Genomic DNA, 15,195 nt, shown 5'->3' on the forward strand with positions numbered 1-15,195 from the left:
CCGCGGGGACTAGGCGGGCTTCAGCCCCGGGTCGCCCGCCTCGGTCACGAAGGACGCCGCCGTCCTGACCGGCGCTCCCGGCGTCGTCACCGCCGAGACCGTCCTGAAGTCGGCCCGTGCGGCCTCGCGGCCGAGGGTGACGGTGACGTAGCCGCGGCGGCCGTTGTAGAACTTCAGGTGCGGGTTGGCCTTGGTGTAGGTGTCCCAGTTGGCCGGCTTGTCCGCGCCGTCCTTGCCGCTCGCGATGGAGGTGGCGACGATCTCGGTGCCGACGGTCTCGGAGGACGGGTCGTCGAAGTCGGCCTTGATGTCGAAGGCGTAGCCGACGTGCACGTCACCGGTGAGGACCATGAGGTTGTCCAGGTCCGCGGCCTTCGCGCCGGCGAGGACCCGCTCGCGGGAGGCGCGGTAGCCGTCCCAGGCGTCCATGGAGAGCTTCGCCCGCGCGTTGAGGTCCAGCCTGCGCTCGGAGAAGGTGACCTGCTGCGGGACGACGTTCCACTGGGCGCGCGAGCGGCGCCAGCCGTCGAGGAGCCAGCGCTCCTGGGTGGCGCCGGTGATGGTGCGCGCCGGGTCGTCCGACTCGGGGCCGGGGACGTGGGCGGTGTCGCCGTACGCCTGGTCGGAGCGGTACTGGCGGGTGTCGAGGATGTCGAACTGGGCGAGCCGGCCCCAGACCAGGCGGCGGTAGAGCTGGGCGTCGGGCCCGCTCGGCAGCTGCGGGCGGCGCAGCGGGAGGTTCTCCCAGTACGCCCGGTAGGCGGCGGCGCGGCGGAGCAGGAACTCGGCGGGCGGGTCGTCGTTCTCGGAGACGTCGCCGGCGTAGTTGTTCTCGGTCTCGTGGTCGTCCCAGGTGACGACGAAGGGGTGCGCGGCGTGGGCGGCGCGCAGGTCGGGGTCGGACTTGTAGAGGGCGTACCGCAGCCGGTAGTCCTCCAGCGTCAGGGTCTCCTTGTTGAAGTGGGCGGGCAGCGTGCGGTCGGTGTAGTTGCGGGCGCCGCCGGTCGCGTTGACCGCGTACTCGTAGAGGTAGTCGCCGAGGTGGAAGACGACGTCGACGTCCTCCTGCGCCAGGTGCTTGTACGCGGTGAAGTAGCCGTCGTGGTACGCCTGGCAGGAGACGGCGGCGAGGGTGAGCCCGCCGGGCCGGCTGCCCGCGGCGGGCGCGGTGCGGGTGCGGCCGGTCTCGCTCACCCAGCTGCCGGTCCTGAAGCGGAAGTAGTACGTGCGGCCGGCGTCCAGGTGGTCCGCCTCGACGTGCACGGCGTGGTTGAACTCCGGGTGCGCGGTGACGGTGCCGCGTCTGGCGACGCGCCGGAACCGGGCGTCGTGGGCGAGCTCCCACTGGACGGTGACGCGCTCCTGGGGCAGGCCGCCGCCGGGCTCGTAGGGGGCGGGGGCGAGCCGGGTCCAGAGCAGGGCCGACGAGGGCAGCGGGTCGCCGGAGGCGACGCCGAGGGTGAAGGGGTCCTTCCGGATGCGCCGGGCGTCGAGCTCCGCGGCGCCGGCGACGCCCGCGGTGGGCAGGTTGGTGGCGAAGGCGAGCGCGGCGGCGGCGCCGGTGACGGTGAGGAACCGGCGGCGGCCCAGGTGACGGGCGGCGGCGCGGATCTCGGGTGCGTGCTGCTGGCCTGCGGGTGTCATGTGGCCCTCCCCTGACGATTGCTGTCAGGGGGATGCAAGTACCGGGGGACGACGCGAGCCTGTCGCGTACACAACAGCCGCATGGCGGGCGGATGATGTCCGCGTGGACGCCCCTCCCGTACGCTGCGGGGCCATGAACGCATGGCAAACTGCATCGCCGAAGACGGCCGTGGTCACCGGTGCCGGCTCCGGCATCGGCCGCGCCGTCGCCCTAGAACTGCTCGCCGCGGGCTGGTCGGTGGCGCTCGCGGGCCGCCGCCCGCAGACGCTGGAGGAGACGGCCGCCCTCGCGTCGGCGAAGGACGGCGCGACCCTGTGCGTACGGACGGACGTGTCGCACCCCGACGACGTGGCGGCCCTGTTCGCGCGGGTACGCGAGGGCTTCGGCCGGCTGGACCTCCTCTTCAACAACGCCGGTACGTTCGGCCCCGGCGGCGTCCCGGTCGAGGAGCTCCCCTACGACGCGTGGCGGCACGTCGTCGACACCAACCTCAACGGCGCGTTCCTGTGCGCGCAGGCCGCCTTCCGGCTGATGAAGGAGCAGGACCCGCAGGGCGGCCGGATCATCAACAACGGATCCATCTCGGCCCATGCGCCGCGCCCGGACTCGGTGGCGTACACGACGACGAAACACGCCCTGACCGGGCTCACCAAGTCGCTGTCCCTGGACGGCAGGCCGTACCGGATCGCCGTCGGACAGATCGACATCGGCAACGCGGCGACCGACATGACCGAGCGCATGCAGGCCGGAATCCCGCAGGCCAACGGCGAGCTGGCGAGCGAGCCGGTGATGGACGTGGCGGATGTGGCGCGCACGGTGCGGCACATGGCAGAGCTGCCGCTGGAGGCGAACGTGCAGTTCGCGACGGTACTGGCGACCAACATGCCGTACATCGGGCGAGGTTGACGGCTCAGCGCGCGCGCCGGATCTCCACAAGTGGAATAAGTACTACCGCGACGAATGGGGCCGGTGGTCCCCGTATGCTCGGCTTCTCTCCACGAGAACTTCACACTTGGAGCACGTCTTGCGCATACGCACCGCCGCACCCGCCGTCCTCGCCGCCACCGCCCTGTCGGTGTCCCTGCTCGCCGCGTCCCCCGCGTCGGCGGCGGCCGCGAGCCACCAGGGTGGGCTGCACCTCGGCTACATCCAGTACGACAGCCCGGGCCGGGACACCCGCTCGAACTCCTCGCTGAACGCGGAGTGGGTCAACATCCACAACAACGGCCGCTCCGCGGTCCAGCTCAAGGGCTACAAGCTGAAGGACGACACCGGGTACACGTACACCTTCGGCAGCTACAAGATCGGCGCGGGCAAGACCGTCAAGGTCCGCACCGGCAAGGGCGGCAACGCCTCCGGCGTGCGCTACTGGGGCCGGTCGAACTACGTCTGGAACAACGACGGCGACAAGGCGCGCCTCATCAAGCCGAGCGGCTCGCAGCAGGACTCCTGCTCGTGGTCGCGCGTCGGCTCCGGCCACCAGAACTGCCACTGACCCCTGGCTCCTGACTCCTGGCCACGGACCACCGAGCCCCGGCCCCTGGCCACGGCCCACTGACCACTGTCACAGGGGAGGGGAAGGGACAGGGCCGGGCCCGACGCCGCTCGCAGCGGCCGGGCCCGGCCCGTCCCGAAGGGCGATCCTCAGGCCTGGCCCGTCTCGAAGCGGGTGATCTTGTCGCCGTCGACGGTGAACCGCCACTTCGTCCGCATCTCGCCCCATGTGTCGTTCCGGTACGACACGAGCAGCCCGCGGCCGCCGTCCGACTCCGACTCGACGTCCATGTGGCCGTTGGAGGAGAAGATCTCGCGGTCCGCCCAGTCGGCGACGTCCCGGTCCGTGCCGTCGTCGGCCATGGTGGCGCCGGGCGCGAGCAGGGCGTCGAAGGCGGGCTTGTCGTGGGCGTTCACCGCGGTGACGAAGGCCCGGACCGTGGGGTCACCGAGCCGGTTTACCTGGATGCTCATGGGCCCACGTTCACACCGGGCGGTCCGGTGCGCCACCGCGGCGCACACCGCGCGTCACCCGTACGGCCCCGCGGGCCGGGTGGCCGGCGCGGGTCCGGTGGACGGTGGAGGCGGACGCAACCGCCACCCCGCCGAGGGGCCGACCCGGGAGTTCCCCATGACCACCTCCTCGACCTGCTCCTGCCTGGACCGACGTGACCTGGGACTGCTGCTGCTCCGCGCGGGCACCGGCGGCGTGCTGGTCGCGCACGGCGGCCAGAAGCTGTTCGGCTGGTTCGGCGGCGGCGGCATCGAGGGCACCGGCGCCTTCATGGAGTCCGTCGGATACGCGCCGGGCCGCCTGAACGCCGTCGTGGCGGGGCTGGCCGAGGCGGGCGGCGGGCTGCTGCTCGCCCTCGGACTCGCAACGCCCGCGGCGGGCTCCGCCGCGGCGGGGGCGATGGCCGGCGCCACGGCCGTGCACACGCCGAACGGGTTCTTCAGCCAGGGCGGCGGCTACGAGTACCCGGCGTACCTCGGCCTGGTCGCGGCGGCCCTCGCCGTCGCGGGCCCCGGCCGCTACTCCGTGGACCACGCGCTCGGCCACACCCTGGACCGCGGCTGGATGGTGCCGGCCGCGCTGGCGGGCACGGCGGTGGGCGTGCTCGCGACGCTGGGCGCGAGGATCAAGAACGTCCGCGCGGCGGAGAAGGACCGCGAGACGTCCGAGGGGTGAGGCATGCGGGGTGCGGGGGGGGGCAGGGGCCGTTTTCGTACGGGGAGGGGGTGCGGGTGAGAGTGAGAGGTGGACGCGACACTCTGTCCCGGGGGGCACACGGTCGCACCGGTCCGGCGTCCGCCGCCGTCTCGCCCCGTGGGCCCCCGCCATGGCAGGCTGCGGCTCATGGACGACGCTCAGCAGGGCACACCCGAGGAGGCGGCCCGCCAGGATCCGTGGGACACCGTCGACCGGCTGCACGCGTGGCTCGACTCCCACAACCGACGGGAACCCCAAGAGGCCTTGCTCCTGCGGATGTTGAAGCTCTCGGAGGAGGTCGGCGAGGTCGCGCAGGCGGTCATCGGCGCCACCGGGCAGAACCCCCGCAAGGGCACCACCCACACCTGGGACGACGTGCGGTCCGAGCTCTGCGACGTCATCGTCACCGCCATGGTCGCCCTGCGCACCCTCACCCCGGACGCACCCGCCGTCCTCGCCGCCCACCTGCGTCACGTCGACGCCCGCGCCAAAATCGTGTCGCCCCCGGCGGGTTGACGACATAGCCTCGCCCGTCATGACCGACTCCACCCCTTCCCCGGACGCGCCCGCCCCCTCCGACGGCCCGCCCCGCCTCACCCGCCTCACCTTCCACGGCCCGCTCTCCGAGGCCCGTGCGCAGCGCATCGTCGACCGGCTGGCGGCGGCCGGCCCCCGCACCGTGCTCGATCTCGGCTGCGGCTGGGGCGAGTTGCTGCTCCGCGTCCTGGAGTCCGTACCGGAGGCCACCGGTGTCGGCGTCGACCTGAAGGCCGAGGACATCGAGCGCGGCCGCACGGCGGCGAAGGAGCGCGGGCTCGGCGCCCGGGCCGTCTTCGCCGAGGAGTCGGCGACGGACACCGCGCGCGGGCCCGCCGACCTGGTGATGTGCCTCAGCGCCAGCCACGCCCTCAGCTCCGCGCCGCCGCCCCGGGCGACCGTCGAGGCGCTGCACGTGCTGCGCCGCCTGGTGAACCCGGGCGGCCGCGTCCTGCTCGCCGAGGGCTTCTGGCAGCGCGAGCCGACCGCGCGGGAACTCGCCGGGATGTGGCCGGACGCCGACGCCGGGGAGCACCTGTACCTGGGGGATCTGGTGGACGCGGCGATCGAGGCCGGGTTCCGCCCGCAGTGGGTGGAGACGGCGAGCGCGGAGGAGTGGGAGGAGTTCGAGTCGGGCTACCGCTCCGACGTGGAGGAGTGGCTCGCCGCGCACCCCGGCCATCCGCTGGCCGAGGAGACCCGCGAGCGCGTGGACGCCCAGCGCACGTCCTGGCTGCGCGGCTACCGCGGGGTGCTCGGCATCGCGTATCTGACGCTGGTGCCGGTGAGCTGAGTACGGCGTGGCTACCGCCCGAACCAGGTCCCGGCGAGCGCACCGAGGGTCGGTTCGGGCGGCGCGGGCAGTTCCCGCAGGTAGCGGGAGAGATTGCTGTACACGTGGAGCAGGGTGTACGCGAGGAGCCGGCACGGATCGAAGGTCCGGCCGTACTCCTTCGTGAAGAGGTCGAACAGGCCCGGCTCGGCGCGGGTGACGTAGAGGCCGACGGCCACGAAGTCGTAGGCCCGATCTCCGATCATGGCGGGTTCGAAGTCGAGGAGCCCGGTGAGCCGCCGGCCCGCGCCCGGCTCGACGAGGAGATGCTCCCGCATGAACTCCGTGTGCAGCAGGACGGGTTGGGCCAGGAGGTCGGTGCCGGACGGCGGGGCCGCGTCGAGGAAGGCGGGGATCTGCGCCAGCCAGTGCTCCGCGAGCCCCAGGGCGCGCTGCCGCGCCACTACCCCCGCGCGCCGCTCGGCGACGAACACGCTCCAGTCGGCGGGGCCGAGGGCGTCGGCGAGCGGCGCGGGGTCGAGCGCGTGCAGCGCGGCGAGGGTCTCGGCGGCCTCGGCGACGATCCGTTCCCGGTCGGCGCGCGGGATGCCGGGCCAGGCGACGGCGAGGTCCTCGCCCGGCAGCCGGGACATCAGGATGTGGCGCCAGCCGTTCTCGTACGGTCCCGCGTCGTGCACCCGGGGCGTGGCGAGCGGGAGGCGGCCCTCCAGGTGGCGCAGTACGCGGGCCTCGGCGATGCCGTCCCCGGCCGCGGCGCCGGGGAAGAGCTTGAGCACGTGCGCGTCGCCGACGGCGTAGACGGGCTGGGAGCCCGCGGGGAAGCGGGCCAGGGGCGCACCCGTGAGGCCGAGCCGGGCGCACAGGTCCTCGACGGCGGGCCGCATGATCGCCTCGTCGCCGACGACACGGTCCCACTCCTCGTCCGTGGTCACCTCGGGCAGCATGACCGGCACCGTATCCGCTACCGAAGTAGGGCGGCGAGCGACTTTCGGCGGCTGCACGGGGTGGCGGGCGGCTCCTAGCGTCGGGGGGACAGGCGAGCGGCGGTGGCCGGCGTCACGGGGTGGAACGGAGTCCATGGGATGCCGGGCAGCGAGCTCAGCGAGACGGGTAGCAGGACCAACGGCGAGGCCGGCGCCACGGCGACGGAGCTCGGGCATCCGCGGGGTGATCTGCTGCTGTTGTTCGGCGGGCTGCCGGTGCTCGGGCTGCTGCTCGGGCTCGCGCTGCCGCGCTTCGCCCGCTGGGCGTCCGGGTCGCCGGTGCTGCCGTGGCGGGACGGCGTCGAGTTCGTCGGGCGGTTCGACGGGCCGTGGCAGACCGCGCTCGTCATGGCCGTCGGGCTCGTAGCCGGGCTCGTCCTGGCCTTCGTGGCGCTCACCGAGACGATGAAGCTGACGGTGACCGACGAGCGGGTGCGCGTCGAGCGGAACGACCGTACGCGGGCCTTCGAACGGGCCGACGTCTCGGCCGTGTTCCTCGACGGCAAGCACCTGGTCCTGCTGGGCAGGGACTCGGGCGAACTCACGCGCGGCGAGCCCGGCGCACGCGCCGCCGCGCTCGCCGCCGCCTTCCGCGCCCACGGCTACCCCTGGCACGCCACCGACCCGCACGCCGACCGGTTCCGCCGCTGGATCCCGGGCACCCCCGACCTGCCCGCCGAGGTCCACGCGCTCCTCGCGGCACGCAAGGCCGCGCTGCGGCGGAAGGCGCCGAAGGACGCGCGGGACTTGGTGGAGACGGTGCGGGGGCTCGGTTTCGTCGTACGGGACGAAGGAGCGGAGCAGTATTGGCGGCCGCTCACCGGAGGGTGATGCGCGCCGCCGACTGCCCCGGGCGTGCGGAGGGCGGCGGCCCGGGCCGCCCTCACACCCGCTCCGCACGCCCCCTGCGCGCCTCACATCACCCCTGCCGCCCGGAGGGCCCTCACTCCCCGCCCCGCAGCGCCTCCCCCACCTCCCTCGCCAGCAACTCGACGTACGCGTCCGTCCACTTCTCGACCGTGTCGCGGTCCCAGAGGTCGGTCGAGAACTCCAGATAGCCGCCGAGCACGTCACCCGTGGGGATCAGACCGAGGTTGAACTCGGAGCGCGCCCCCGGCACCGCGAGGTCCTCGACCGCCGTGGTCACGCCCGGCAGGTCGACCTCCGTCCGCAGCGAACTCTGGTACTGGAAACCGAGCGGCAGCCGGTCGGGCACCTCGGTGCCGAGCACCGCGCCCACCTCCGCCGCCACCGCGCGCAGCGGAGCCGCGTGGTCGAGGGCGTCGACCGCGGTGCGCGCCACCTGGTCCACCAGCGCGCCGAACGAGGCGGCCGCGTCGCCGCGGATCCGCAGCGTGAACGACGACACCGTGCACGCCGCGAGCGCCTCGAACTCGCGCCGCTCCCGGTTGGCGTGGGAGATGCCGAGCACGACGTCCGGCGCGTCGCCCACCTCGGCGACCAGCCGCGCCAGCGCGGCCGCCGTCACCACGAAGGGTGTCGTGCGGTGCCGGCGCGCCAGCTCCTCGACATCGGCGCGCGCGGCCCGGCCCACGGTGAACAGCACCACGTCGCCCGCCCCGCTCAGCTCCTCGGGGCGCGGCCGGTCCAGCGGCAGCGGCAGGCCGAAGGACGCGCCCGCCAAGGCGCGCGCCCAGTGGTCGACCAGCCTGCTCCCGTCCTGGCCGCGGTCGTGCTCACGCTGCCAGCGCGCGTACTCGCCGGGCTGCGGGACCCGGCCCGGCAGGGTGTGCGGCACGCCGGTGACCTCCGCCCGGTACAGCGCGGCCAGCTCCCGCAGCAGGACGCTGACGGACCAGCCGTCGCAGGTCGCGTGGTGCAGGACGAAGAGCAGCACCCACCGGTCCTGCCCCGTGCGCAACAGGCGCAGCACCGGGGCGAGTTCGGCCTCGATGTCGAAGGGGACGGCCGCCGCCTGCGCGGCCACGCGCTCCGCCTCCTCCTCGGCGGCGGCCGCCGAGCCGAGGCGCGCGACGAGGTCCTCCCCCGGCAGCGGCACCGGCCGGGGCCGCAGCGCCTCCTGCCACCACTCGTCGCCGTCCGCCACGAAGCGGGTGCGCAACGCCTCGTGCCGGGCGACGAGTCCGTCGAGCGCGGCGCGCAGGGCCGGTACGTCGAGGGCTCCCGTCAGGGTGATCCGCATGGCCACGTTGTAGATCTGCGGGCGGGGGTGGGTGCGGTGGCGGGTGATGAAGGCGTTCTGCTGGGCGGTGACGGGGGCGCGGGCGACGACGTCGGCGGCGGGTGTCCGGCCGGCCGTATCCCCGTCGCCGGCCTGGGCCTCGCCCACCCGGGTCGCCCCGGACTTCTCCGACACCCCGGACGCCTCTTCGAGGTCCCCGACCAGGTACGCCGCCATGGCCCGCAGGCCCGGCTCCTCATAGAAGCGGGCGATCGGGTACTCCGTGCCGAACTCCTCCCGTACGCCGTTCGCCAGCCGGACCGCCGTGAGGGAGTGTCCGCCCAGCTCGAAGAAGGAGGCGTCGTCGGCGATCGCCGCCACCTCGACCTCGAACTCCTCGGCCCACAGCCGCCGCAGCCGTTCCTCGACGTCACGCACCGCCGGACGCGTCCGCTCGGTGGCTTCCGGGGGCGCCGGCGCCGTCGAGGTGACCAGGGACGTCGACGTGACCAGGGACGGAGCGGGCAGCGCGGCCCGGTCCACCTTGCCGTTGGCGGACAGCGGGAGCGCGGGCAGCACGGTCCAGGCGTGCGGCACCAGTTGCCCGGGCAGCCGCGCCGCCAGCTGTGCCGTCAGCCGGTCGGCGAGTTCCTGCCCCGATTCCCCGCCGGTCGCCGACGGCACCACGTACGCGGCGAGGAACGCCTCGCCGCGCCGGTCGCGGCGGGCCAGGACGAGTGCCTCGCGGACGCCCGCCAGAGCGCCGAGGGCCCGGGAGGCCTCCTCGGGCTCGACGCGGTGGCCACGGATCTTCACCTGGTCGTCGGCCCGCCCCCGGAACTCCAGCGCCCCGTCGCCGGTCCAGCACACCAGGTCCCCGGTGCGGTACATGCGCCCTTCGGCGCCCAGCGGGTCGTCGACGAAGCGCTCCGCCGTCAGGTCCGGGCGGCCCAGGTATCCGGTGGCCACGCCGGGCCCGCCGACGTACAGCTCCCCCACCTCGCCGACGGGCACCTCGCGGCCTCGCGCGTCGAGGACCCGGAGCGTGACGTTGTCCACGGGCCGGCCGATCGGGATCGGGGCGGCGGAGGCGGTGTCGGTGGCTGAGGCGGTGGCAGTGGCTGAGGCGTCGGCGCCCGGTTCCCGCGCCGGCACCGTCTGCGCCGTGCACAGCACCGTCACCTCGGTGGGCCCGTACACGTTCACCGTCTCGTACGGGGCGCCGGGGCGCGGGCGGGTGCGCAGCACGTCGCCGCCGAGCAACAGGTGCCGCAGCGGCGGCTGTTGGCGCTCGGGGAGGGCGAGGACCGCCTCGCCGAGGGCGGTCGGCAGGATGGAGAAGCCGATGCGGTGCTCGGCGTACCAACGGGCCAGTGCCGCGGGGTCCTTGCGGACCGTGTCGTCGGCCACGACGACGGTGGCGCCCGCCGTCAGGGCCGGCCAGATCTCCAGCACGGCGGCGTCGAAGCCCTGGCTGCAGACGGCGGCGGCACGGTCGTCGGCGGTGAACCCGAACCGCTCGTGGTGCCACTGGCACAGATCCACCACGGCCCGGTGCGGGACGGCAACGCCCTTGGGCACGCCGGTGCTGCCGGAGGTGTAGACGGCGAAGCACAGGGAGTCGGAGCCGTGGGAGGGGGCGGGCTGCACGGCCGCGGCCGACCTGGTGTCAACGGCGTGCACGGCGCCGATGTCGACCACGGCGGTCCCGGGCCGTGGCGTGGGCCGCGCGGCTTCCGTGCCCCCCTCGCCGCTCACCACCAGGACGCGTGCGCCGCTCTCCGCCAGGATCGCCTCGGCCCGCGCCCTGCCCTGGCCGGGGTCCAGCGGCACGTAGCCACGGCCCGCCTTGAGGGCCGCGAGCATGGCGACGACCAGGTCGGTGCCGCGGGGCAGCCACAGGGCGACGGGGCCGGGTCCGCCGCCCTCCGCCGCATCCTCCGCCGTCTCCCCTTCGGTGCGCAGGGTCGCGGCGAGCCGCTCCGCGCGCTCGGTCAACTCCCGGTAGCTCAGCACCACTTCGCCGCTGATCACGGCGGTGCGGTCCGGGGCGACCTCGGCCCAGCGCGACGCCAGCGCGTCGACGGTGCTGCTCGTCCGCTGCCGTACGGCTCCCCGGCGCCACGCCCGGGGCACCACGGCCGCCGGAGCCGCTTCCCCGGCCGTCCCGCCGACCTCCGCCTCGCCCGTCGTCGCCGCACTCGTCGTCTCCCCGACCGCCGCCGCGAGGACGTCCCGGAACGTCCCGAAGAACGCGTCGATCGTCGCCTCGTCGAAGAGGTCGGTGTGGTACTCGAAGTGGCAGCGGATGCCCTCGGGCAGGTCGGTGAAGTACACGCCGAGATCCGTCAGCGCCTTGTCGGGACCCGCGTCGAGCGGCGTCGCCCGCACCCCGGGCAGGTCGAGGCGGAACGGGTCGCCGGTCTCGAACTCGGCGAGGGTCTGGAAGACCGGCGTCCGGTCCAGGGCGCGCGGCGGCGCGAGTTCCCGTACGACCGCCTCGAAGGGCACGTCGGCGTGGTCGTAGGCGTCCAGGGCGACCCCGCGCACCCGGTCCAGGAGCGTGCCGAAGTCCGGGTCTCCGGAGAGGTCCAGGCGCAGGGCCAGAGTGTTGACGAAGAAGCCGACGACGTCCTCGTACTCCGGCGTCCGGTCCGACATCGGGGTGCCGATGACGAGGTCGTCCTGGCCGGTGACGTGGCGCAGGGCCGCCGCGTAGCCGGTGAGCAGGGTCATGAAGAGGGTGCTGCGGCGCTCACGCCCGAACCGGCGTACACGGTCGGACAGTTCGGGATCGAGCGAGCGGAACAGGGCGCGGCCGCGCGAGGTCATGACGGCGGGCCGCGGCCGGTCGGTGGGCAGGGCGAGGACGGGCAGTTCGCCGTCGAGCACCTTCTTCCAGTACGCGAGGTCCTCGGCCGCCTTGGTCCCGCCGAGCGAGGCCTGCTGGGCGCGGGCGTGGTCGGCGTAGGTGCGGGCGAGGACGGGGAGGTCCGCCGGGGGCCCGTCCGGCAGCTGCGCGCGGTAGAGGGCGGAGAGGTCGCGGGTGAGCACGGCGGCCGACGCGGCGTCCATCACGATGTGGTGCAGGGACAGGACGAGGACGTGCCGACGGGTGCCGAGGCGGACGAGGCGCGTCACGAACAGCGGCCCCGCCGCCAGGTCGAAGCGGCGCTCGCTCTCGGCCGCGAGGGTGTCGGCGACGGCGTCACCCGCGTACGCGCCCGTGCCGTCGACGACGGCGAAGTCCACCTCGCCGGGCGCCGAAGCGAACTGCCGTGGCCGGCCCGCCACTTCGCAGAAGACGCTGCGCAGCTGCTCGTGCCGGGCGGCGAGCTCGCGCACGGCGGCGCGCAGCGCGGGGACGTCCAGCGGCCCGTCGAGCTCGATGGCCTTGGTCTCGTTGTACGCGGTGCGGCCGGGGAGCATCCGCTCCAGGAACCAGACGCGCTGCTGCCCGGGAGAGAGCGGAGCCCCCTGATCCCGCGGGGGCTCCACCCGGCCGCCCCCGGCGACCGCTTCCCGTACGTCCGTCGCGGGCGCCCCGCACGCGCGGCGCAGCGCGTCGAAGTGGACCAGGCCCTCCCGCAGCGCCGCGGGAGCGACACCGAAGTCGACGAGACCGACGATCTCGTCGGCGCCCGCGGCATGCACGGCGTCCGCGACGGACCGTACGCTCTCGGGGCTGCCGATGAGGGCCCGTTGGTCGCAGTAGCGGTCGTAGGCGCGGCGGAAGACCACGTCCAGGTCGTCCTCGGTCATCGCCGACATGTCGACCCGCTGGCCGAGGCTGCCCGCGACGTTGCCGAAGAGCGACAGTGACGAGCGCATGTACCGCGCGAGGGGTTCGCGGGCCTCCTCGCGTGCCGCCGCGTGGTCCTCGGCGAGGTAGGTGTGCAGGAGCACGGCCACGTGGCCCGCGTCGGGGTCCAGGCCGTGGGCGGCGCGGGTGCGGCGGTAGAGCGCGACGTTCTCGTGGAGCTGCTCCACGCTCTGGGTCATGAGGTTGGTGACGATGCCCAGGTCGTGGCGGGCGGCCAGTTCGTACGAGGCCGGGTTGCCGACGACCGCCGTGTACATCGGCGGGGCGTCCTGCACCGGGCGGGGGAAGAGCCGCAGCTCGCTCTCGCCGGTGCCGGTGGCGCGGCGCACCGGCTCGCCCCGCCACAACTGGCGTACCTGGGCGACCTGTTCGTACATCAGCTCCTTGTGGGAGCCGAACCGCTCGGGGAAGAAGACGAAGTCGTTGGCGTGCCAGCCGCTGGCACAGCCGATGCCGATGCGGCCGCCGGAGAGGTTGTCGACCATCGACCACTCTTCGGCGACGCGGATCGGGTCGTGCAGCGGCAGCACCACGGAGCCCGCGTTGATGCGGATGCGGCCGGTCTCGCGGGCGAGCGCGGCGGCGAGCACGACGGGGTTGGGGAACAGGCCGCCGAAGGAGTGGAAGTGCCGCTCGGGGATCCACAGGGAGTGGAAGCCGTTGCGGTCGGCGAACCGGGCGGTCTCCAGGAGGTGGTCGTACTTGCCGTGCCGGGGCGCCGAGTCGTCCTGCGGGTAGTCGCCGAAGAAGTAGACGCCGAAGTCGAGGGTGCGGGAGGGCTGCGACGGCCGTGCCGGCCGTGCTGACGGTGCCGGCCGTGCGGGCGGTTGCGCTTGCGCGGCACGTGGCGGCTCCGGCTCGCGCCTCGGCTCGGTGCGGGTCGCGGCCGCCGCGCTGTTCCAGGCCATGGCCTGCGGCTTCGGCGCTGGCGACTTCGGAGCTTGCGGTGTCGGCGCCGGAACCGCCGGGGCCGGCACACGCGCCTTCGCCGCCCGTGGCGTCGCCCGCGCGCCGCCGACGGAGAACCCCGCCGCCCGCAGCTCCCGCAGCGAGTCCTTGACCGCGTCCGCGATGAACTCGCAGTCACCATCGGTGTGTTCGGTGGAGAGGAAGAAGTTGCGCCACTCCCACACGTGGACGCCGCGCAGCATGAGGTGGTGGTAGAGCAGTTCCATGTCCGCGCGGTGCTCGAAGCGGAACATCGAGCCGAAGTGGCTCATGCTCAGGGCGAAGCCCTCGTCCTCGAAGAAGGCGTTGAGGGTGGCGGCGAGCTCGTCCGTACGGGCGTTGAGGCGCTCCTGGAGCCGCGGGCTGTGCTCCTTGAGGTGGGCCAGTACGGCACGGGTGGCGACCATCGACACGGGGTGCTGGATGTAGGTGCCGCCGAAGAAGGTGGTGTCGGCCGCCGGGTAACTGTCGTCCCCGTAACTCCAGTGGCCGCCGTCGATGCCGTCCATGATGTCGGAGCGGCCCGCGACGGCCCCGATCGGGAAGCCGCCGCCGAGCAGCTTGCCGTAGGTGGCCAGGTCGGGCGTGACGCCGTAGAGCTCCTGGGCGCCGCGCGCGGCGGGCCGGAAGCCGGTCAGCATCTCGTCGAAGAGCAGCACGATGCCGTGGCGCGCGGTGAGTTCGCGCAGCCGCCGGACGAACGCGGCGGGCCGGAGCGACGGATGGCGGCTCTGCACCGGCTCCACCACGACCGCCGCGATGTCCGCGGCCTGCCGCGCGATGACGTCGAGGCTCTCCTCGCTGCCGTACGGCAGGACGAGCAGGTCGGCGACGGCGCCCTGCGGTATCCCCGCGGACATCGGCACGGTGGTGAGGCCGTCGCCGCCGGTGCGCGGGGAACGGCCGAGCACGTTGTCGTTGTGGCCGTGGTAGGCGCCCTCGAACGTGATGATGCGGGAGCGGCCGGTGGCGGCGCGAGCGAGCCGGATGGCCGCGGAGTTCGCCTCCGTACCGGAGTTGGCGAACGCGACGCGCTCCATGCCGGTCAGCTCGGCGAGCAGTTCGGCGGCCTCGCCGGTCTCGACGGTGCGCGGGCCGAGCTGGATGCCGCGCGAGAGGTGCTCGCGGACCGCCTCGGCGACGAAGGCGGGCTCGTGGCCGAAGAGCAGGACGCCGAAGCCCATGGTGATGTCGACGTACCGGTTGCCGTCGATGTCCTCCAGCCACGAGCCGTGCGCGCGCCGCCCCGCGATCGGGTACAGCATCTCCTTCGTACTGCTGCGGAAGCCGACGGCGGCGCGGCTGTCGGCGAGCACGCGGCGGTAGCGCTGGGTGACGCGTTTGGAGGTGGGCGTCTTGGCGGTGTAGCGCCGCACCAGGTCGTCGAGGTGGGCCCGCTGCGTGTCGGAGGCGTTGCCGCGGAGCATTCCCGAGCCGCGGGAGACTTCCAAGCGGGGCCCGTGCTGGGCGGCGCGGGCCGGGCCGGAGGGCTCCGGATCCGGCGCCGGTGCGCCCATCTGCCGGGAGATGCGCTGCGACAGCTCGGCCATCGCGGCGAGGTCCTCGTCGACGGCCGCGGAGACGGAACGGTCGACGGAGCGGTTGACGGACTCGGTCCC

Annotated in this window: 10 protein-coding genes; 6 read left to right on the plus strand and 4 right to left on the minus strand. The window is 74.1% G+C overall.

What is annotated here, in order from left to right; genetic code table 11:
• Positions 1 to 9 precede the first annotated feature (9 nt).
• Entirely contained in the window at positions 10 to 1,644 is a 1,635-nt protein-coding gene (locus ACZ6B8_RS00655) for an alkaline phosphatase D family protein (protein WP_471605843.1), read from the minus strand.
• Positions 1,645 to 1,777: 133 nt separating this feature from the next.
• On the opposite strand from ACZ6B8_RS00655, the gene ACZ6B8_RS00660 reads away from it, so the two are divergent.
• On the plus strand, positions 1,778 to 2,551 hold the full coding sequence (locus ACZ6B8_RS00660; RefSeq protein ID WP_471074863.1) for an SDR family oxidoreductase: 774 nt from the start codon (positions 1,778 to 1,780) through the stop codon (positions 2,549 to 2,551).
• Between the two features lie 118 nt (positions 2,552 to 2,669).
• On the plus strand, positions 2,670 to 3,140 hold the full coding sequence (locus ACZ6B8_RS00665) for a lamin tail domain-containing protein (RefSeq protein WP_471605844.1): 471 nt from the start codon (positions 2,670 to 2,672) through the stop codon (positions 3,138 to 3,140).
• Between the two features lie 149 nt (positions 3,141 to 3,289).
• Here ACZ6B8_RS00665 and ACZ6B8_RS00670 read toward each other — a convergent pair whose 3' ends face one another.
• On the minus strand, positions 3,290 to 3,613 hold the full coding sequence (locus ACZ6B8_RS00670) for a nuclear transport factor 2 family protein (RefSeq protein WP_471074857.1): 324 nt from the start codon (positions 3,611 to 3,613) through the stop codon (positions 3,290 to 3,292).
• A gap of 157 nt (positions 3,614 to 3,770) precedes the next feature.
• Here ACZ6B8_RS00670 and ACZ6B8_RS00675 point away from each other — a divergent pair, with 157 nt between their 5' ends.
• The 3 genes from ACZ6B8_RS00675 (at position 3,771) to ACZ6B8_RS00685 (ending at position 5,679) form a co-directional block, all read left to right on the plus strand.
• Complete coding sequence (locus ACZ6B8_RS00675) at positions 3,771 to 4,328, plus strand: DoxX family membrane protein (protein ID WP_471074854.1); 558 nt, start codon at positions 3,771 to 3,773, stop codon at positions 4,326 to 4,328.
• A 168-nt stretch (positions 4,329 to 4,496) separates the two neighbouring features.
• A complete protein-coding gene (locus ACZ6B8_RS00680; protein ID WP_471605845.1) occupies positions 4,497 to 4,865 on the plus strand; it encodes a MazG-like family protein in 369 nt (122 codons plus the stop codon).
• A gap of 19 nt (positions 4,866 to 4,884) precedes the next feature.
• Positions 4,885 to 5,679, plus strand: a complete 795-nt coding sequence (locus tag ACZ6B8_RS00685; RefSeq protein WP_471605846.1) for an SAM-dependent methyltransferase — start codon at positions 4,885 to 4,887, stop codon at positions 5,677 to 5,679.
• Positions 5,680 to 5,690: 11 nt separating this feature from the next.
• Here ACZ6B8_RS00685 and ACZ6B8_RS00690 read toward each other — a convergent pair whose 3' ends face one another.
• The gene (locus ACZ6B8_RS00690) at positions 5,691 to 6,623 is read right to left on the minus strand and encodes an aminoglycoside phosphotransferase family protein (protein ID WP_471605847.1); all 933 of its coding nucleotides are present in this window, start codon (positions 6,621 to 6,623) and stop codon (positions 5,691 to 5,693) included.
• Positions 6,624 to 6,761: 138 nt separating this feature from the next.
• Here ACZ6B8_RS00690 and ACZ6B8_RS00695 point away from each other — a divergent pair, with 138 nt between their 5' ends.
• A complete protein-coding gene (locus ACZ6B8_RS00695; RefSeq protein WP_471605848.1) occupies positions 6,762 to 7,493 on the plus strand; it encodes a YqeB family protein in 732 nt (243 codons plus the stop codon).
• A gap of 112 nt (positions 7,494 to 7,605) precedes the next feature.
• Here the strand turns inward: ACZ6B8_RS00695 and ACZ6B8_RS00700 are convergent, their stop codons facing one another.
• Complete coding sequence (locus ACZ6B8_RS00700; protein ID WP_471606435.1) at positions 7,606 to 15,126, minus strand: MupA/Atu3671 family FMN-dependent luciferase-like monooxygenase; 7,521 nt, start codon at positions 15,124 to 15,126, stop codon at positions 7,606 to 7,608.
• Positions 15,127 to 15,195 lie beyond the last annotated feature (69 nt).

The organism is Streptomyces sp. NPDC041122 (assembly GCF_055592445.1).